The sequence below is a fragment of the Streptomyces sp. NPDC047515 genome (assembly GCF_040643055.1).
In the GTDB taxonomy this organism is placed as follows: Bacteria; Actinomycetota; Actinomycetes; order Streptomycetales; family Streptomycetaceae; genus Streptomyces.
The window spans coordinates 1-19,856 of record NZ_JBEYTM010000019.1; the positions used below are offsets into that span (position 1 = coordinate 1).

Genomic DNA, 19,856 nt, shown 5'->3' on the forward strand with positions numbered 1-19,856 from the left:
CGACATCTCGAAGCGTGGAGAACGGCCGCCGCTGCTGTCCCGCGAAGAACCGCAGATCAGCAGGTCGGGTGACAGGCGAGGTTAAACGTCAAGCTCAGGCGGCGGGCCTGGCCAGGGCCGCGACGAACGCCCGCTCGACGTCGGCGGTGGACAGCACGCCGTAGATCTCGCCGGTCTCCTCAAGGACGAGGTATTCGGTGGCGGGGCTGGCCTTGAGCCGGTCCAGCAGTGCTTCGCCGACCAGCTCGGCGGAGACCTTCATGCCCTCGGTGAGGTCCTGGGCGAGGCCGCTGACGGCGACCCAGGGGCGGCGGTGTTCGGGGATGGAGACGATGGCCGTTTCCCGGACGACGCCCTTGGGTTCGCCGTGTCCGTCGACGACGACGAGGGCGCGGGCGCCCGCTTCGTTGGCCCGGCGCAGGGCCTCGGAGAGCGGGGTGTCGGCCTCCACCGGGACGGCGCGCCGGGTGAGGGTGCGGGCGCGCAGCTCGGGAAGGTGCTCGCGCAGGCGTGCCATGCGCAGGCTGTTGCCCGCTCCGGTCCAGATGATGGCGGCGAGGATGGCGGCGAGCAGCGCGTCGGTGACGGTGTCCATGCCGCTGAGATCGCGGGGGTCGTTCCCGAACGAACCGGTGCGGGTGAGCAGCGGAAGGCCGATGAGGGTGACGACGGCGAGGGCGCGGCCGACCCAGGCGGCCGCGACGGTGCCGCTCATCGGGCGGCCGGTGATCTTCCAGACGACGGCGCGGAGCATGCGCCCACCGTCCAGGGGGAGGCCGGGGAGGAGGTTGAAGGCGGCCACCAGGAGGTTGGAGATCATCAGTCCGGCGAGGAGGACGCCGGGCACGGTGCCGGGCTCGACGAACGTCATCCCGGCGTAGAAGAGGCCGGCGAGCACCAGGGAGAGCAAGGGGCCGACGAAGGCGAGCAGGAATTCGCGGCCGGGGGTCTCGGACTCCTTCTCGATCTCGGAGACGCCGCCGAAGAACTGGAGCTGGATACGGCGCACCGGCAGCTTGTAGTGCAGGGCGACGACCGTGTGGGCGAGTTCGTGGACGAGTACCGAGGCGTAGAAGGCGATCGCGAAGAAGAGGGAGACCAGGTAGCGCGCCGCGCCGAGCTCGGGCAGCACTCGTTCGAGCTGGCCGCCGAAGACCCAGGTGATCAGTGCGGCGACGAGGAACCAGCTGGGCGCGACGTACACGGGCACACCGAAGGGGCGGCCCATGAGGAGCCCGCCGCCCGGCTCTTCGGGGCGCCGCGGTTCGCCCTTGTCGGGGCCGGCGCCGGGGGCCGTTCCCCCTGCGCCGGGCTGCGGCCGCCCGCTGTCGCCGCTCTCGTCCACGAGGTCCCTTCGGTCGGTGCCCTGCGGCACGGTCGTTCAGTGTTCCGGGGGTGTGTGGTCGATGGTATGCCGCCGAGTGTCAGTGGGGGGCCGTAGGGTCTTCGACATGACCTCCCTGCCGCGGCACGCTCAGCCGCCCACGTCCCTGTCGCCGTCGCGGGCCAGTGATTTCATGCAGTGTCCTTTGCTGTACCGCTTCCGGGTCATCGACAAACTGCCCGAGAAGCCCAGCGAAGCGGCTACCCGGGGCACGCTGGTGCATGCGGTGCTGGAGCGGCTCTTCGACAATCCGGCGGTGGAGCGCACGGCAGGCCGGGCGACGGCGCTGATCCCCGCCCAGTGGGACCGGCTGCTGGAGTCGAAGCCGGAGCTGTCCGAGCTGTTCGGGGAGGATGCCGGGGGCCAGCGTCTTGCGCGCTGGCTCTCGGAGGCGGAGAGCCTGGTGGAGCGGTGGTTCTCGCTGGAGGACCCGACGCGGCTGGAGCCCGCCGAGCGCGAGCTGTTCGTCGAGACGGAGCTGGAGTCGGGGCTGCGGCTGCGCGGGGTGATCGACCGGATCGATGTGGCACCCACGGGCGAGGTCCGGATCGTCGACTACAAGACGGGGAAGGCACCGCGTCCGGAGTACGCGGAGGGCGCGCTCTTCCAGATGAAGTTCTACGCCCTGGTGATCTGGCGGCTGAAGGGCGTGGTGCCGCGCCGTCTCCAGCTCGTCTATCTCGGCAGCGGCGACATCCTGACGTACGACCCGGTGGTGGCGGACCTGGAGCGGGTGGAGCGGAAGCTGCTGGCGCTCTGGGACGCGATCCGGCTGGCGACCGAGACGGGTGAGTGGCGGCCCCGGCCGACGAAGCTCTGCGGCTGGTGCGACCACCAGGCGGTCTGTCCCGAATTCGGCGGTACTCCCCCGCTCTATCCGTTGTCGGTACGCCCGGCGGAGTCGGAGCAGGACGTGCAGGGCAGAATGGATCCGGTCCGCGCTGAGGCCGGCCGGCCTGTGGCCCCCGAAGGACCTTGAGGAGACCTTGTGGCTATCCGCGTCCTACTGGTCGATGACCAACCGCTGCTGCGCACCGGCTTCCGGATGATTCTGGAGGCGGAAGGTGATCTCGCGGTGGTGGGCGAGGCCGGTGACGGTCTCCAGGCTCTCGACCAGGTGCGGGCGCTGCAGCCCGATGTGGTGCTGATGGACATCCGTATGCCGCGGATGGACGGCGTCGAGGCGACGCGTCAGATCACCGGTCCCGGCCGGGACGGTCCGGCGAAGGTCCTGGTGCTGACCACGTTCGATCTCGACGAGTACGTGGTGGAGGCGCTGCGCGCGGGCGCCAGCGGCTTCCTGCTGAAGGACGCTCCCGCCCATGAGCTGGTGCAGGCGATCCGTGTGGTCGCGGCGGGTGAGGCGATGCTGGCGCCGAGCATCACCCGCAGGCTGCTCGACAAGTACGCGGACCATCTGCCGTCCGGCGAGGAGCCGGTGCCCGACACCCTGCACACGCTGACGGACCGTGAGGTCGAGGTGCTGAAGCTGGTGGCGCGCGGACTGTCGAACGCGGAGATCGCCGCGGATCTGTTCGTCAGTGAGACGACGGTCAAGACGCATGTCGGCCATGTGCTGACCAAGCTCGGTCTGCGCGACCGGGTGCAGGCGGCGGTGTACGCCTACGAGAGCGGCCTGGTGCGCCCCGGCGCCCAGTGAGCGGCCCCGAGCGGCGGCCCCGGAAGCGGTCCGGGGCACGGACGACGCCCCGGCCGGGTTCGGCCGGGGCGTCGTCCGTGGCCGGCGGGGTTCAGACGGTGCCGTCGCCCAGCTCCCAGAGCTGGAGGTCGGCGGAGGAGTTGACCGCCCATTCGACACCGGTGAGGTCTTCGCGGGACGCGACGTACTGCTTGCCCTGCCAGATCGGCAGTACGGGGACGTCGTCGGCGACGATGTCCTGGAGCCGCTCGAAGGTCTTGGTCGAGGCACTGCGGTCGGCTTCGCGGCGGGACTGCGGAATGAGCGTCTTCTGGGCCGACGTCGACCTGTAGGGCGAGTTGAGGAAGTTGTTCTTGTCGAGGAACGGCGCCATGTAGTTGTCGGGGTCCGGGAAGTCGGGGAACCAACCCATGCCGTACACGGCGTAGTCGCCGCGCAGCTGTGCGGGGCGGTACTTCGCCCAGGCGGTGCCCTGGACGGTGACGTCGAACAGGCCGGTGTCGTCGAACTGCTTCTTCAGGGTTTCGAACTCGGCGGCGGTGCCCGCGCCGGCACGGTCGGTCGGGTAGTGGAGGGTGAGCTTCACAGGGGTGTCGATGCCCGCGACGTCCAGGATCTCCGCAGCCTTCGTGGCGCTGGGTTCGCTGTACTTGTTGTAGAACGAGTTGGCGTGCGCGGTGATGCCGGACGGGATCAGCGAGTACAGCGGCTCGGCCGTGGTGCCGTACACCTTGCTCGCGATCTCACCGCGGTCGACGACCTGGGCCATGGCCTGGCGGACGGCCTTGTTCTTCACGGCCGGGTCGTTGGTGTTGAAGCCCAGGAAATGGATGGCGAAACCGGGCATCTCGGTGAGCTTGATGCCGTCCTTGGGCTTTTCGAGCATCTGCTGGGACTGCTCCGGCGACATGGTGCGGGTCATCATGTCTATCTTCTTGTCGTCGAGGGCCTTGCCCATGGCCGTCGAGTCGCGGAAGACGTCCAGCTCGACCTTTTCGTTCCGCACCTTCAGATCCCCCTTGTAGTGGGGATTCCTGGTGAAGAGGATCTTGCGGACCTGGTTGTGCTCGATTTCCGGCTTCATGGTGTACGGACCGGATCCGTCCACCTGGAATCCGGTACGCGCGGACTTCGCCGCGTACTTGCTCCGCGGCACGATCCCGGCGACCGGGGTGGCGAGCTTGTACGGGAACGTCGCGTCCGGGGTGCGGAGATGGAAGATGACCTCCCGCTCGCCCCGCGTCTCGACCGTGTCGATGTTGGCGAGCAGGGCGACGGGCCCGTTGGCGGCGTTGATACGGATGACGCGGTCGATGGAGTACTTCACGTCATCGGCGGTGACGGCCCTGCCGCCGGCGAACCTCAGTCCGCTGCGCAGTTTGCAGCGGTAGCTCTCGTTCTGCGTGTCCGTGAAAGTGCAGCTCTCCGCCGCCTCGGGGACGGGCTCGCCGCCGCCGCGCGGCACGTGCGTGAGGGTCTGCACGGTCTGCCGGAGCACGTTCCACACCCCCGCCTCGTAGCCGATGGCGGGGTCGAGCGGCGCGGGGCTGTCCTTGGAGGCGACGAACTGGTCCGTGGTGCCGACAACGATGGCGGCCCTGCCATCGCCCCCGCCGCCCGACGCGCCGCAGGCGGCGAGTGCGGGCGTCAGCAGGCCGACGACGGCCGGCAGCACCAGAGTCTTGCGGTTCATCTTGGACGCTCTCCCTCATCCCGGCATTGAGACAGCGACATTAGTGGGCGCCATCGGCAATGCCGGACGGGAGATGTCCGGATGTGTCATCGGACGGTGATGGGAAATAACGGCGAGCCGCTTTCCTCTGCCGGGACCGTTTCACACAGGTCCCCATCAATCGGGATACTTCGACACCACGAAACGGACACCTGGGTGGATCTTGAAAGGCCCTCGGATACGATTCGGGTGACAAAGTTCACGCTGGAATCTCCATTTCGCCCTTGCCGTGCGTCCGGCTTACGCACTGACGTACGACAGAAAGTGCACCATTCGACGCCGAGAGCTTTTCGCTTCATTCACAGAATCACTCTCGGTGCGCGGGTCATCGCATTCCCGTGACCAGGCTCCGGAGAAATGCGAGATCGACTTCTTCCAGCGACCGTACGACGACCCGGCCGGACGCGGGGGCGATCGGTGCCACGGACGGGACGGCGACCACCCGGCAGCCGGCGGCCTCCGCGGCCGCGACGCCGGTGGCCGTGTCCTCGATGACCGCGCAGCGCTCGGGTGCCGCCCCGAAGCCGGACGCGGCGGTGAGATAGGGCTCCGGGTGCGGCTTGGTACGGGAGACCTCGTCGCCCGCGACGGTGAGGGAGAAGTGGTGGTGGCCCATCGAGTCCAGCACGCGGTCGATGATCCGCCGGTGCGAGGCGGAGACCAGTGCGGTGGGGATCTCGTGTCGGGCCAGTTCGGCCAGCAGTCGTGCCGCGCCGGGCATCAGCGGCACACCGCGGCCGATGCGCTCCTCGAAGCGGTCGTTGAGCAGCACGGTGAGTTCGGCCAGGGTGATGTCCGCACCGGTGACGTCCATGAGGTAGCCGGCACTGCGGGTCATCGGCCCGCCGACCACCACGTCCCGCCATGCCTCGTCGAGCTGGTGCCCGAGCTCGGCGAAGACCTCCACCTCGGCGTCCCACCAGAAGCCCTCGGTATCGACGAGGGTGCCGTCCATGTCGAGCAGGACGGCCTGCAACGCGGCGCCTTCGGCCGTGCGGGTCATGGACGCGGGAACCGTGCTGGTCATCCGGCACACCTTCCGTAAGGGACGAGAAGGCCGGCCGTCTTTTCCCGTGGGAAGGACGACCGGCCTGCACTGGACCGACAAGTGTACGACTTGACCTGCTACCACGCGTTGAACGTGGTCTTACCGCGCGTTGAAGTACTTCGCCTCCGGGTGGTGGATGACGATCGCGTCGGTGGACTGCTCCGGGTGGAGCTGGAACTCCTCCGAGAGATGCACCCCGATCCGCTCGGGCCCGAGCAGCTCGGCGATCTTCGCCCGGTCCTCCAGCTCGGGGCAGGCGCCGTAGCCGAGGGAGAAGCGCGCGCCGCGGTACTTCAGCGCGAACATGTCCTCGACGTCGGCCGGGTCCTCGCCGCCGAAGCCCAGCTCGGAGCGGACCCGGGCGTGCCAGTACTCGGCCAGCGCCTCGGCCAGCTGTACGGACAGGCCGTGCAGCTCCAGGTAGTCGCGGTAGGAGTTGGTCTCGAAGAGCTTGGCGGTCTCGCCGCCGATCTTCGAACCGACGGTGACGACCTGGAGGCCGATCACATCCGTCTCCCCGGACTCCTCGGGGCGGAAGAAGTCCGCCAGGCAGAGGCGTCGGCCGCGGCGCTGGCGCGGGAAAGTGAAGCGGGTGCGCTCGGAGCCGTCCTCGTGGAGCAGGATCAGATCGTCGCCCTTGGAGACGCAGGGAAAGTAGCCGTACACGACGGCGGCTTCCAGCAGGTTCTCGGTGTGGAGCTTGTCGAGCCAGCCGCGCAGATGCGGGCGGCCCTCGGTCTCGACCAGTTCCTCGTACGTCGGTCCGTCACCGGCGCGGGCCTGCTTGAGGCCCCACTGGCCCTTGAAGAGCGCGCCCTCGTCCAGCCAGGACGCGTACTCCTTGAGCTGGATGCCCTTGACGACCCGGGTCCCCCAGAACGGGGGCTCGGGGACCGGGTTGTCGACGGCGACGTCGGAGCGAACGCCCTCCTCGGGCTCGTCGACCTCCAGCACCGCCGTGTCGCGCTTGGGCACGCGGCGCTGCTTGAGCTCCGGCAGGGTCGCGCCCGGAACACCGCGCTTGACCGCGACCAGCGCGTCCATCAGGCGCAGCCCCTCGAACGCGTCGCGAGCGTAGCGGACCTCGCCCTCGTAGATCTCGTGGAGGTCCTGCTCGACGTAGGCGCGGGTGAGCGCGGCGCCGCCGAGGATCACCGGGTATTCGGCGGCCAGCTTGCGCTGGTTCAGCTCCTCCAGGTTCTCCTTCATGATCACGGTGGATTTCACCAGGAGACCGGACATGCCGATGACGTCGGCGCGGTGCTCCTGGGCGGCGTCCAGGATCGCGGAGACGGGCTGCTTGATGCCGAGATTGACCACGTTGAAGCCGTTGTTGGACAGGATGATGTCGACGAGGTTCTTGCCGATGTCGTGGACGTCGCCACGGACCGTGGCCAGCACGATGGTGCCCTTGCCCTCGGCGTCGGACTTCTCCATGTGCGGCTCCAGATAGGCCACCGCGGTCTTCATGACCTCGGCGGACTGGAGCACGAACGGCAGCTGCATCTGACCTGAGCCGAAGAGTTCACCGACGACCTTCATGCCCTCCAGCAGGGTGTCGTTGACAATGTCCAGCGCCGGACGCGACTGCAACGCCTCGTCCAGATCGCTCTCCAGGCCGTTCTTCTCGCCGTCGATGATGCGGCGCTGGAGGCGCTCGTCGAGCGGCAAGGCGAGGAGTTCCTCGGCCTTGCCGGCCTTCATCGACTTCGTGCTGACGCCCTCGAACAGCTCCATCAGCCTCTGCAGCGGGTCGTAGCCCTCGGCGCGGCGGTCGTAGACGAGGTCGAGCGCGACCTTCACCTGCTCCTCGTCGAGGCGCGCGATCGGCAGGATCTTGGAGGCGTGCACGATCGCGGAGTCGAGACCCGCCTTGACGCACTCGTCGAGGAAGACGGAGTTCAGGACGACCCGGGCGGCCGGGTTGAGGCCGAAGGAGATGTTGGACAGGCCGAGCGTGGTCTGGACGTCGGGGTGGCGCTTCTTCAGCTCGCGGATCGCCCCGATCGTGGCGATGCCGTCGCCCCGGGACTCCTCCTGGCCGGTGCAGATCGTGAAGGTCAGGGTGTCGATGAGGATGTCCGACTCGTGGATGCCCCAGTTCCCGGTCAGGTCCTCGATCAGCCGCTCGGCGACGGCGACCTTGTGCTCGACGGTACGGGCCTGGCCCTCCTCGTCGATGGTCAGCGCGATCAGCGCGGCGCCGTGCTCGACGGCCAGCGCGGTGACCTTGGCGAACCGCGACTCGGGGCCGTCCCCGTCCTCGTAGTTGACCGAGTTGAGGACGGCCCGGCCGCCGAGCTTCTCCAGCCCGGCGCGCAGGACCGGCAGCTCGGTGGAGTCCAGCACGATCGGGAGCGTGGAGGCGGTGGCGAAACGTCCGGCCAGCTCCTCCATGTCGGCGACGCCGTCGCGGCCGACGTAGTCCACGCACAGGTCGAGCATGTGCGCGCCCTCGCGGATCTGGTCGCGCGCCATCTCCACGCAGTCGTCCCAGCGGGCCTCCAGCATCGCCTCGCGGAACTTCTTCGATCCGTTGGCGTTCGTGCGCTCGCCGATCGCCAGGTAGGCGGTGTCCTGCCGGAACGGCACCGTCTGGTAGAGGGAGGCGGCGCCCGGCTCGGGACGGGGCGCGCGGGGGGTGAGCGCGGCGCCGCGGACGCGCTCGACGAGCCGGCGCAGGTGCTCGGGGGTCGTACCGCAGCAGCCGCCGACCAGCGAGAGGCCGTACTCCTGGACGAACGTCTCCTGGGCGTCGGCTAGCCCCTCGGGACCGAGCGGGAAGTGCGCCCCGTCCTTGGTGAGCACCGGCAGTCCGGCATTCGGCATGCAGAGCAGCGGGATACGGGAGTGGCGCGTGAGGTAGCGCAGGTGCTCGCTCATCTCGGCGGGGCCGGTCGAGCAGTTCAGACCGATCATGTCGACGCCGAGCGGTTCCAGCGCGGTCAGCGCGGCCCCGATCTCGGAACCGAGCAGCATGGTTCCGGTGGTCTCAAACGCCAGCGAACACAGCACCAGGAGATCGCTGCCCATCGCCTCCAGGGCGCGCCGCGCGCCCAGTACGGCGGCCTTGGTCTGCAGCAGGTCCTGCGTCGTCTCGATGATGAGCGCGTCCGCACCGCCGGCGATCAGACCCTCGGCGTTCCGCTGGAAGCCGTCCCGCAGCGCGGTGTAGGGAGCGTGCCCCAGCGTGGGCAGCTTCGTACCGGGCCCCATGGAGCCGAGCACCCAGCGCTGCTGTCCGGTGGACGCGGTGAACGCGTCGGCGACCTCGCGGGCGATGCGCGCGCCCGACTCCGAGAGCTCGTGGATCCGCTCGGCGATCTCGTACTCGCCCAGGGCGGAGGCGTTGGCGCCGAAGGTGTTCGTCTCGACGCAGTCCACGCCGACGGCGAAGTACTCCTCGTGCACGGAGCGCACGATGTCGGGGCGGGTGACGTTCAGGATCTCGTTGCAGCCTTCGAGGTTCTGGAAGTCCTCAAGGGTGGGGTCCTGCGCCTGGAGCATGGTGCCCATGGCACCGTCGGCCACCACCACCCGGGTGGCGAGCGCCTCGCGGAGGGCTTCGGCTCGGTTCCGGCTGTCGGCGGAAGGGGTCGGCGACGAGGCCATGGATTTACTCCCTGGGATGCGACGGCTGTCGGCTTTGCGGCTTCGGTGGAAGGCGCACCAGGCCAGCCTAGCCGGGCGGCGCCCGGGGCCGTCACTCCGTCCCACGGAACGGACGGCATGCTGTGCGGGGGGATGGCCGAATCGAGTGGTGACCGCAGTTTTCCTCTGTGATCGAGCACGGGTCGGCATCGACCGATAGTGTTCAGCATTGTCGAACCGAGGTGGAGGAGTACGGCGCGATGGCCAAGAACATCCAGTCGCTGGAACGGGCGGCGGCGATGCTGCGCCTGCTGGCAGGTGGCGAGCGTCGGCTGGGGCTGTCCGACATCGCCTCCTCACTGGGCCTGGCCAAGGGCACCGCACACGGCATCCTGCGCACGCTCCAGCACGAGGGCTTCGTCGAGCAGGACACGGCGTCCGGCCGCTACCAGCTGGGCGCCGAGCTGTTGCGGCTGGGCAACAGCTACCTGGACGTCCACGAGCTGCGGGCCCGCGCGCTCGTCTGGACGGACGACCTGGCCCGCTCCAGCGGCGAGAGCACCCATCTCGGAGTCCTGCACCAGCAGGGCGTGCTCATCGTCCACCACGTCTTCCGGCCCGACGACAGCCGGCAGGTCCTGGAGGTCGGGGCCATGCAGCCGCTGCACTCCACGGCCCTGGGCAAGGTGCTCGCGGCATACGACCCGGTGGCGCACACCGAGGCCCTGGAGGCCGAGCGGCAGCCCTTCACTCCGCGCACCGTCACCGACGCGGAGGAGTTCGAGGCGATGCTCGACCTGATCCGGGCGCGCGGCTGGGCGGCCGACGTGGAGGAGACCTGGGAGGGCGTGGCCGCGGTGGCCGCCCCGATCCACGACCGGCGGCGGATGCCGGTCGGCGCGGTTGCCGTGACCGGGGCGGTGGAGCGGGTCTGCGCGGGCGGGAAGCTGCGCCCCGAGCTGATCGCCGCGGTGCGCGACTGCGCCCGCGCCGTCTCCCGGGACCTGGGCGCCCGGCCCTTCTGACCGCCGCGGCCGGCGGTAACGATCGAGTTATAGGCCACACAACCCTTGACGCCTGATTCACCTGGGAGAAACACTGCCGTTCAGCGGTCGGCATTGTCGAACAGCTAACGGAAATTCGCGTTAGGGTGTGACAGCGCCAAGGGCCGGAAAACGCCCTCGCGTGAGGGCGCGGACCACCGGAGGGACCCGGGGTTCGGCTTCCCTGGACGAAGGACAAAGGAGTCGCGGGTGTCCAGCTCCGACATCTTCATCGGCGAAACCATAGGTACCGCCGTACTCATCCTGCTCGGCGGTGGTGTCTGTGCCGCCGTCACTCTCAAGCGCTCCAAGGCGCAGAACGCCGGCTGGCTCGCCATCACCTTCGGGTGGGGTTTCGCCGTGCTGACCGGCGCGTATCTGGCCGGTGGCGTTTCCGGCGCGCATCTCAACCCGGCGGTCACGATCGCTCTCGCGATCGAGGGCGGCACCAAGTGGAGCGACGTACCGCTGTACCTCGGCTCCCAGCTGCTCGGCGCGATGATCGGCGCGGTGCTGGTCTGGCTGACGTACTACGGGCAGTTCCGGGCGCATCTCACCGATCCGGAGATCACGGGCGCCCAGTCGGGTGAAGAGGCCATGGTCGACCAGGCCGCCGCTCCGAAGGCGGGCCCGGTCCTCGGCGTCTTCTCCACCGGCCCCGAGATCCGCAACGCCGTGCAGAACCTCGCCACCGAGGTCATCGCCACCGTCGTGCTCGTCCTGGCGATCCTCACCCAGGGCCTCAACAACGACGGAAACGGCCTCGGCACGCTCGGCGCCATGGTCACCGCTCTCGTCGTCGTCGGTATCGGTCTCTCGCTCGGCGGCCCGACGGGTTACGCGATCAACCCGGTTCGCGACCTCGGTCCGCGTATCGTGCACGCGCTGCTGCCGCTGCCGAACAAGGGCGGTTCCGACTGGGGCTACGCCTGGATCCCGGTCGTCGGACCGCTCATCGGCGGCGCGATCGCGGGCGGGCTCTACAACGTCGCCTTCGCCTGAGCCGTGACGCACAGAGCCGTGACCCTCCAGACCACACAGACTTCCGGGAGCACACCGTGACCGACGCACACACCACCGGCCCGTTCATCGCGGCCATCGACCAGGGCACCACCTCCAGCCGCTGCATCGTCTTCGACAAGGACGGCCGGATCGTCTCCGTCGACCAGAAGGAACACGAACAGATCTTCCCCAAGCCGGGCTGGGTCGAGCACAACGCGACCGAGATCTGGGAGAACGTCCAGGAGGTCGTCGCCGGCGCCGTCGTCAAGGCGGGCATCACCGCCGCCGACGTGAAGGCGATCGGCATCACCAACCAGCGCGAGACCACGCTGCTGTGGGACAAGAACACCGGTGAGCCCGTCCACAACGCCCTGGTCTGGCAGGACACCCGCACCGACGCGCTCTGCAAGGAGCTCGGCCGCAACGTGGGCCAGGACCGCTTCCGCCGCGAGACCGGTCTGCCGCTCGCCTCGTACTTCGCGGGCCCCAAGGTCCGCTGGCTGCTCGACAACGTCGAGGGCCTGCGCGAGCGCGCCGAGCGCGGCGACATCCTCTTCGGCACCATGGACTCCTGGGTCATCTGGAACCTGACCGGCGGCACCGACGGCGGCGTCCATGTCACCGACGTCACCAACGCCTCGCGCACCCTCCTGATGAACCTGCACTCCATGACCTGGGACGACAAGATCCTCGCCTCCATGGAGATTCCGGCGGCCGTGCTGCCCGAGATCCGCTCCTCCGCCGAGGTGTACGGCACCGCCAAGGGCGGCGTCCTGGCCGGTGTCCCGGTCGCCTCCGCTCTCGGCGACCAGCAGGCGGCCCTCTTCGGCCAGACCTGCTTCTCCGAGGGCGAGGCCAAGTCCACGTACGGCACCGGCACCTTCATGCTCATGAACACCGGTGAGACGCCCGTCAACTCGTACAACGGACTGCTGACGACCGTCGGGTACCGGATCGGCGACCAGAAGCCGGTCTACGCCCTGGAGGGCTCCATCGCCGTCACCGGCTCGCTGGTGCAGTGGATGCGCGACCAGATGGGTCTGATCAAGTCCGCGGCCGAGATCGAGACACTGGCCTCCTCGGTCGAGGACAACGGCGGCGCGTACTTCGTGCCCGCGTTCTCCGGTCTGTTCGCCCCCTACTGGCGCTCCGACGCCCGTGGCGTCATCGCCGGTCTGACCAGGTACGTCACCAAGGCGCACATCGCCCGCGCCGTCCTGGAGGCCACCGCCTGGCAGACCCGTGAGATCACCGACGCCATGACGAAGGACTCCGGTGTCGAGCTCGCCGCCCTCAAGGTCGACGGCGGCATGACCTCCAACAACTTGCTGATGCAGACGCTCGCCGACTTCCTGGACGCACCCGTGGTGCGGCCCATGGTCGCCGAGACGACCTGCCTCGGCGCCGCCTACGCCGCCGGTCTGGCCGTCGGCTTCTGGCCGGACACCGACGCGCTGCGCGCCAACTGGCGCCGGGCCGCCGAGTGGACACCCCGCATGGCCGCGGACACCCGCGACCGCGAGTACAAGAGCTGGCTCAAGGCCGTGGAACGGACCATGGGCTGGCTCGAAGACGAGGAGTAATCACCATGACCACCCTGCAGAGCGTCCCGGCACTCGGGACACACCCGGCCTCCGGCTCCCTTCCGAGCCGCGCCGAGACTCGGGAGCAGCTGTCCAAGGCGGCGTACGACCTCCTGGTGATCGGTGGCGGCATCCTGGGCATCTCCACCGCCTGGCACGCCGCGCAGTCCGGGCTGCGGGTGGCCCTGGTGGACGCCGGCGACTTCGCCGGTGCCACGTCCTCCGCCTCCTCCAAGCTGCTCCACGGCGGTCTGCGCTACCTGCAGACCGGTGCGGTGAAGCTGGTCGCGGAGAACCACTTCGAGCGCCGTGCGGTGTCCCGTCAGGTGGCTCCCCACCTGGCCAATCCGCTCACCTTCTACCTGCCGGTCTACAAGGGCGGACCGCACGGCGCGGCCAAGCTCGGTGCGGGTGTGTTCGCGTACTCGGCGCTCTCCGCGTTCGGTGACGGGGTCGGGCACGTGATCAGCCCGGCGAAGGCGCAGCGCGATGTGCCGGAGCTGCGTACGGACAACCTGAAGGCCGTCGCGGTCTACGGCGACGACCAGATGAACGATGCCCGGATGGCGCTGATGACGGTCCGCGCGGCGGTCGACGCGGGCGCGGTCGTCCTCAACCACGCGGCGGTGACCGGGCTGCGGTTCACCAAGGGCCGGGTGACGGGCGCCGACCTGGAGGACCGCACGGACGGCACGGAGTTCGGCGTCGACGCCCGGCTCGTGCTGAACGCCACCGGTCCGTGGGTCGATCACCTGCGCAGGATGGAGGACCCGAACGCGGCGCCCTCGATCCGGCTGTCCAAGGGCGCGCACCTGGTACTCAAGCGCACCAGCCCCTGGAAGGCCGCGCTGGCCACCCCGATCGACAAGTACCGGATCACGTTCGCCCTGCCCTGGGAGGACATGCTGCTGCTCGGCACGACGGACGAGGAGTACGAGGGCGATCCGGCGGACGTCGCGGTCACCGAGAAGGACACCGCGCAGATCCTGGACGAGGCCGCCTTCTCCGTCAGGGACCAGCAGCTGTCGCGCGATCTGATCACCTACTCCTTCGCGGGCCTGCGGGTGCTGCCGGGCGGTCCCGGCGACACGTCCAAGGCCAAGCGCGAGACGGTCGTGACGGAAGGGCGCGGCGGCATGCTGTCGGTCGCGGGCGGCAAGTGGACGACCTTCCGCCACATCGGCCGTACGGTGATGAACAAGCTGGCCGCGCTCCCCGGGCACCCCCTGGCGGACGACATGGAGCCGATCTCCCAGCTGCCGAAGAAGCTCCCGCTGCCCGGCATCGCCAACCCGAACGCGGTGGCGCACCGGCTGCTGATCGACGGCGGTGCGCCGGGCCCGCGGATGGCGGCCGACACGGCGCGGCACCTCGCCACGCACTACGGCTCGCTCTCCTTCGACATCGCACGGCTGGCGAACGAGAACCCGGCGCTGGCCGAGCGCATCCACCCGGACGCGCCGGAGATCTGGGCGCAGGTCGCCTACGCGCGTGATCACGAGTGGGCCGAGACGGCGGACGACGTGCTGCGCCGCCGGACGACGCTGACGATCCGGGGCCTGGCGACGGACGAGATCCGGACCGGTGTCGAGTCCATGCTCGGCGACCGGAGCTGACGGGGCCGGACGGATCGGACGGGGCGGCTGCCACGGGGGAGCCGCCCCGTCCGCACGTCCGGCGGCCCGCAGTGCGGTGAACGCGCCACACGGCTGCCATACGGGTGCAATACGGCACGGGGACAGGTGAGCCATGAAGTTTTCCGTGCTCTCCCTCACGGCCACGCCCCGCACCCGCTCGACCACCGGCTCCCCTCCCCCGCCGACCGGTTCGGGGAGGTGATCGAAACCGGGGTCGTCGCGGAGCGGCTGGGCTTCGACGCGTACTCGATGGGCCGGCTACAACACACCGTTCCGGACCATCGAGGAGGCCGTCGCGGACGGGCCCCAGCTGATCGGCAGCCCGCAGCAGATCATCGACAAGATCCTCGGCCGGCACGAGGTGTACGGGCACGACCTCCAGTCGATCACCGTGGACGGCTTCGGGCCCGAGCAGATCGAATCGCTGCAGCGGTTCGCCGAGGAGATCGCTCCGGTGGTGCGGCGTCAGGCCCCGTCGGCGCTCTGGGACTGGCCGGCCGGCCCCGACGGCCGCCCGGCCGGCGCGTGCCCGCGACGACCTGCGGCAGACCTGGCTCATCCGGCTCTCCCGACCCGCATAATGAGGAGAGACATCGGATGTCTGATTCCCGTCCGGATCCAGGAGGACCGTCATGGCTGTCACCGACGAGGCGATCGAGAAGATCAAGGGAATGATCGTCTCGGGCGCGCTACGGCCCGGCGACCGGCTCCCCAAGGAGAGCGAACTCGCAGCGGAGTTGGGGCTCTCCCGCAATTCCCTGCGGGAGGCGGTGCGCGCCCTGTCGCTGATCCGCATCCTCGATGTGCGGCAGGGCGACGGCACGTATGTGACCAGCCTCGATCCGCAGTTGCTGCTGGAGGCACTGAGCTTCGTGGTGGACTTCCACCGCGACGACACGGTGCTCGAATTCCTCGCGGTCCGCCGGATCCTGGAACCGGCCGCGACGGCCATGGCGGCCACCCGGATCAGCGAGGCCCAACTGGACGTGCTCAGCTCCCAGTTGGACGCCCTCGGTGGGCAGCCCTCGGTGGAGGAGCTGGTCGCCTGCGACCTGGAGTTCCACCGCGGCATCGTGCAGTCGTCCGGGAATTCGGTGCTCTGCTCGCTGCTCGACGGGCTCTCGGGGCCGACGACGCGGGCGCGGGTCTGGCGAGGTCTGACGCAGGAGGACGCGGTCAGCCGCACGCTCCACGAGCACCGGGCGATCGTCTCGGCCCTGCGGGACCGGGACGCGGAGGCGGCGCGCGCCTGGGCGACGGTACACGTGGCGAGCGTCGAGCAGTGGCTGCGGTCGACGCTGTAGCGCACGGCGGGTGGGTGACCGGGGCTCCGCACCGGGCCCCGCACGTCGGACACCGGCGGGGCCGAGGAATCAGCCCCGCCGGCGTCTGCGAGAACGGGTTCAGTCCTGCTTCTCGCCGCTCGCGAAACGGGAGATGACCAGGGCGACGATGATGATCGCGCCGTTGAGGAACTGGTTCCAGAGCGCCGGGACACCGCCGAGGGTCATCACATTGACCACCAGCTGAAGCGTCAGTACGCCGGTCAGCGCGCCGAACAGGGTGCCGCGGCCGCCCTTGAGGCTGATGCCGCCGATCACCGCCGCGGCGAACACCTGGAAGATCCAGCCGTTGCCCTGGGTCGCGGCGACCGATCCGTAGTGGCCGGTGTAGAGGACGCCCGCGAAGGCCGCCAGCAGGCCGCCGATGGCGAGCACGATCCAGGTGACCCGGTCCACCCGGATGCCCGCCGCGCGCGCGGCCTCCGGATTGCCGCCGATGGCGTACAGCGAGCGGCCGTGACGCAGCCAGGCCAGCGCGGCGCCGCCCACGGCGAACAGAGCCAGGCAGATCCAGACGGCGGCCGGCGCGCCGAGCCACTCGCTCTTGCCGAGGTAGCGGAAGGACTCCGGGACGTCGGTGATGGACTTGCCCTCGGTGATGCCGATGTGGAGGCCGCGCAGCATGGTGAGCATGCCGAGCGTGGCGATGAAGCCGTTGACCCGCAGCTTCAGCATCAGGAAGCCGTTGACCGCCCCGATGGCGAGGCCCACCAGCAGACAGAGCGGGATCGCCGACCAGGTGGGCAGCAGGCCCAGGCCCGCGAAGCGGCCGCCCTCGGCGGGCAGGACCAGCCACATCGCGACGACCGGTGCGATGCCGATCGTCGACTCCAGCGACAGGTCCATCCGTCCGCAGATCAGGATCAGCGCCTGGCCCAGGACCAGCAGGCTGAGCTCCGAGGACTGCTGGACGACGCTGATCAGGTTCTCGGAGGTCAGGAACACCGGCGAGACGATGAACCCGATCACCATCAGCACCAGGATCACCGGTACCAGGGAGAAGTCGCTCCACCGGATCAGCTTCAGCCGGTCCAGCGGGCTCTCGCCCGTCAGAGAGCCCTTCAGCCCTCCGTCGATGTCGTCGGCCGCCGGGGGCCGTACCGTGCCGGTCATTCCCTTTCCCCCACACCTTCCATGGCGGCGACGAGTTCCCCGTCGGTCCACCCGCTTGCGAACGTGGCGACCACGCGCCCGTGGAACAGGGCGAGCACCCGGTCACAGACCCGCAGATCGTCCAGTTCGTCCGAGATGATCACTGCGGCGTTGCCCTCGTCGGCCACCCGCCGTACGACTCCGAGCAGCGAGTCCTTGGACTTGACGTCCACACCCGCGGTGGGGCGCACCGCCACCAGCACGCTGGGCTTGCGGGCCAGCGCGCGGGCGACCACCACCTTCTGCTGGTTGCCGCCGGAGAGCCCGGAGACGGGCTGCTCGGGCCCCTGTGTCTTGATGTCCAGCGAGGCGATCATCGACCGTGCGAACTCCCTGGTGCGGGAGGGCAGTACGCTCCCCCAGGGACCGAGCTGGTCGGTGACCGTGAGGGTGGCGTTCTCGGCGACGCTGCGGTCCAGTACGAGGCCCTGGTCGTGCCGGTCCTCTGGGATGTAGCCGATCCCGGCGTCCAGCGCGTGCGGCACGCTGCCCGATCGCACGGTCCTGCCGTGCACGGAGACCGTGCCCCCGCCCGCCTTGCGCATGCCGGCCAGCGCCTCGCCCAGGGCCGTGTTGCCGCTGGCCGCGGAGCCGGCGAGGCCCAGCACCTCACCGGGACGGACCTCCAGGTCCAGTGGCTCGAACTGGCCCTCCAGGGTGAGCCCTTCGGTACGCAGGACCGGAGCGGCAGACTGGTCCCGTACCGCCGCGCCGTCGGCGCCCGCGTGCCAGGCGGTGGCGCCGGCGGACTGCTCGCCGGTCATCGCCGCCACCAGTTCGGCCTTGGCGATGTCGGCCACCGGGGCGGTCAGTACATGGCGGGCGTCGCGGTAGACGGTGACCGCCGTGCACAGTTCGTACACTTCCTGCAGATGGTGGGAGATGAAGAGGAACGCCACTCCCTGGCTCTGCAGTTCCCTGAGCTTGTCGAAGAGCCGCCCGATGCCGCGGGCATCGAGCTGGGCGGTCGGCTCGTCCAGGATGATCAGCCGGGCACCGAAGGACAGCGCCCGCGCGATCTCGACGAACTGCCGCTGCTCCACGGCGAGATCGCGCGCCCGGGTGGCGGGGTCGACCTGGACGCCGTAGTCGGCGAGGAGCCGCTCCGCGCGCCTGCGCAGCCTTCCCCAGCTGATCCAGCGGGAGTTGTCGTCGAATCGGTTGAGGAAGAGGTTCTCGGCGACGGTCAGATCGGGGACGACCATGGACTTCTGGTAGACGCAGGCGACCTTCGACTGCCAGGCCGTGGTGTCCCCGAAGGCGGGCGCGGGCTCCCCGCCGAACGCGACCGTGCCCGCGTCCGCCTTGTGGAGCCCGGTCAGGACGCTGACCAGCGTCGACTTGCCCGCGCCGTTGCGGCCGACGAGGGCGTGGGACTCACCGGGCCGCACGGTGAGCCGGACCCCGTCGAGCGCCACGGTGGGCCCGAAGCGTTTGACGATGCCTTCCGCCTGTACGGCAGGTGGTGCCTTTTCCATCAGACCCCTTCTCAGCGAAGCGCTGTAGTAATGTCGGTGCCCTGCCCTCGGGCGGCGGTCAGGGCTTGGCCGCGTCTCGGCTCTTCGTTGCCGAGAGGGAAGCCCTCTCGGCAACGAGAGGGAGGAGTCACGGCTAGCTCTTCTTCTCTAGCTGATTGGCCCACAGCTTCGGGTCGTCCACGTTGTCCTTGGTCACCAGGGGCGCGGGAAGCTGGTCCTCGAAGCCATTGGGAATCTTGATGATGTTCGAGTCGTGGTCGGTCGGGCCCACCTTGAAGGTCTTCCCGTCCAGCGCCGCCTTGGCGTAGTACAGCGCGTACTTCGCGTACAGGTCGGCGGGCTGGGAGATCGTGGCGTCGATCTTCCCGGCCTTGATGGCGTCGAACTCCTCCGGAATGCCGTCGTTGGAGATGATCGTGATGTGGCCCGGCGTACCGGCCGGCTTCAGCAGCTTCTTCTGCTCCAGGAGCGCGAGGGTGGGCTGCAGGAAGACACCGCCGGCCTGCATGTAGATGCCGTTGATGTCGGGGTTGGCGGTCAGGGTGGCCTGGAGCTTGGCGGAGGCGACGTCGCCCTTCCAGTCGGTGGCCAGCTCGAAGACCTTGATGCCAGGGAAGTCCTTGTCCATGCAGGCCTTGAACGCCTCGGACCGGTCCCGGCCGTTGATGGAGGAGAGGTCGCCCTGGAACTCGACGACCTTGCCCTTGCCCTTCAGCTGCTCGCCGAGGTACTTGCAGGCGTTGGCCCCGTAGGCCTTGTTGTCGGCCCGCACCACCATGTAGATGTTGCCCTTGTCGGGGCGGGTGTCGACGCTGATGACCGGGATCTTCTTCTCGTTCAGCGTGTTGAGCGACTCGGCTATCGCGCCGGTGTCCTGGGGCGCCATCACGACGGCCTTGGCACCCTGGTCGGTGAAGGTCTGGACGTTGGCGACCAGCTTGCCGATGTCGTTCTGCGAGTTGGTCAGCGGCAGCGCCTTGACCTCGCCCGCCTTGACCCCCTTCTCCACGTAGTTCTGGTACGAGTTCCAGAAGTCGCTGTCGCTGCGCGGCAGGTCGATCCCGACCTTTCCGCCGCCCGCGCCGTCAGTGGTGGATTCGCGGTTGCAGCCCGCGAGGGCAGTGACGGCCAGCAGTACGGCGCAGGCTGCCGCACTCGTCGTACGCACTCTCATTGGTGTCCCGTCCTTTGTGGAGTACCGGC

Annotated in this window: 14 protein-coding genes and 1 pseudogene; 8 read left to right on the forward strand and 7 right to left on the reverse strand. The window is 69.3% G+C overall.

What is annotated here, in order from left to right; all coding sequences use genetic code 11:
• Positions 1-94: 94 nt before the first annotated feature.
• Positions 95-1,345, reverse strand: a complete 1,251-nt coding sequence (locus ABZ826_RS17750) for a site-2 protease family protein (RefSeq protein WP_361448710.1) — start codon at positions 1,343-1,345, stop codon at positions 95-97.
• A gap of 172 nt (positions 1,346-1,517) precedes the next feature.
• On the opposite strand from ABZ826_RS17750, the gene ABZ826_RS17755 reads away from it, so the two are divergent.
• Positions 1,518-2,363: a PD-(D/E)XK nuclease family protein gene (locus ABZ826_RS17755; RefSeq protein ID WP_361448713.1), complete on the forward strand. Its 846-nt coding sequence runs from the start codon at positions 1,518-1,520 to the stop codon at positions 2,361-2,363.
• Positions 2,364-2,372: 9 nt separating this feature from the next.
• The gene (locus ABZ826_RS17760) at positions 2,373-3,044 is read left to right on the forward strand and encodes a response regulator transcription factor (RefSeq protein WP_361448414.1); all 672 of its coding nucleotides are present in this window, start codon (positions 2,373-2,375) and stop codon (positions 3,042-3,044) included.
• Between the two features lie 91 nt (positions 3,045-3,135).
• On the opposite strand, the gene ABZ826_RS17765 is transcribed toward ABZ826_RS17760, so the two are convergent.
• The 3 genes from ABZ826_RS17765 to metH form a co-directional block, all read right to left on the reverse strand.
• Positions 3,136-4,737 (reverse strand): ABC transporter substrate-binding protein, encoded by a 1,602-nt coding sequence (locus ABZ826_RS17765; RefSeq protein WP_361448417.1) that lies wholly within the window; start codon positions 4,735-4,737, stop codon positions 3,136-3,138.
• 364 nt (positions 4,738-5,101) lie between these two features.
• Positions 5,102-5,803 (reverse strand): HAD family phosphatase, encoded by a 702-nt coding sequence (locus ABZ826_RS17770; RefSeq protein WP_361448419.1) that lies wholly within the window; start codon positions 5,801-5,803, stop codon positions 5,102-5,104.
• Between the two features lie 120 nt (positions 5,804-5,923).
• Complete coding sequence (gene metH, locus ABZ826_RS17775) at positions 5,924-9,436, reverse strand: methionine synthase (RefSeq protein WP_361448422.1); 3,513 nt, start codon at positions 9,434-9,436, stop codon at positions 5,924-5,926.
• A 239-nt stretch (positions 9,437-9,675) separates the two neighbouring features.
• Here metH and ABZ826_RS17780 point away from each other — a divergent pair, with 239 nt between their 5' ends.
• The 6 genes and pseudogenes from ABZ826_RS17780 (at position 9,676) to ABZ826_RS17805 (ending at position 15,984) form a co-directional block, all read left to right on the forward strand.
• Positions 9,676-10,440, forward strand: a complete 765-nt coding sequence (locus ABZ826_RS17780) for an IclR family transcriptional regulator (protein ID WP_361448425.1) — start codon at positions 9,676-9,678, stop codon at positions 10,438-10,440.
• A 228-nt stretch (positions 10,441-10,668) separates the two neighbouring features.
• The gene (locus ABZ826_RS17785; protein WP_361448428.1) at positions 10,669-11,460 is read left to right on the forward strand and encodes an MIP/aquaporin family protein; all 792 of its coding nucleotides are present in this window, start codon (positions 10,669-10,671) and stop codon (positions 11,458-11,460) included.
• A gap of 56 nt (positions 11,461-11,516) precedes the next feature.
• A complete protein-coding gene (gene glpK / locus ABZ826_RS17790; RefSeq protein ID WP_361448431.1) occupies positions 11,517-13,043 on the forward strand; it encodes a glycerol kinase GlpK in 1,527 nt (508 codons plus the stop codon).
• A 5-nt stretch (positions 13,044-13,048) separates the two neighbouring features.
• On the forward strand, positions 13,049-14,659 hold the full coding sequence (locus ABZ826_RS17795) for a glycerol-3-phosphate dehydrogenase/oxidase (RefSeq protein ID WP_361448434.1): 1,611 nt from the start codon (positions 13,049-13,051) through the stop codon (positions 14,657-14,659).
• A 274-nt stretch (positions 14,660-14,933) separates the two neighbouring features.
• Positions 14,934-15,170 (forward strand): annotated as a pseudogene (locus ABZ826_RS17800) (LLM class flavin-dependent oxidoreductase); the annotation flags it as partial.
• Positions 15,171-15,312: 142 nt separating this feature from the next.
• Positions 15,313-15,984, forward strand: a complete 672-nt coding sequence (locus ABZ826_RS17805; RefSeq protein WP_361448437.1) for a FadR/GntR family transcriptional regulator — start codon at positions 15,313-15,315, stop codon at positions 15,982-15,984.
• Positions 15,985-16,083: 99 nt separating this feature from the next.
• Here ABZ826_RS17805 and ABZ826_RS17810 read toward each other — a convergent pair whose 3' ends face one another.
• The 3 genes from ABZ826_RS17810 to ABZ826_RS17820 all read right to left on the reverse strand — a co-directional run bounded on the left by ABZ826_RS17810 (position 16,084) and on the right by ABZ826_RS17820 (position 19,827).
• Positions 16,084-17,136, reverse strand: coding sequence for an ABC transporter permease (locus ABZ826_RS17810; RefSeq protein ID WP_361448440.1), 1,053 nt, complete (start codon positions 17,134-17,136; stop codon positions 16,084-16,086).
• The gene (locus ABZ826_RS17815) at positions 17,133-18,653 is read right to left on the reverse strand and encodes a sugar ABC transporter ATP-binding protein (protein ID WP_361448443.1); all 1,521 of its coding nucleotides are present in this window, start codon (positions 18,651-18,653) and stop codon (positions 17,133-17,135) included. Before ABZ826_RS17815 ends, ABZ826_RS17810 begins: the two co-directional genes overlap by 4 nt.
• A 133-nt stretch (positions 18,654-18,786) precedes the next feature.
• Positions 18,787-19,827 (reverse strand): sugar ABC transporter substrate-binding protein, encoded by a 1,041-nt coding sequence (locus ABZ826_RS17820; RefSeq protein WP_361448446.1) that lies wholly within the window; start codon positions 19,825-19,827, stop codon positions 18,787-18,789.
• Between the last annotated feature and the right edge of the window lie 29 nt (positions 19,828-19,856).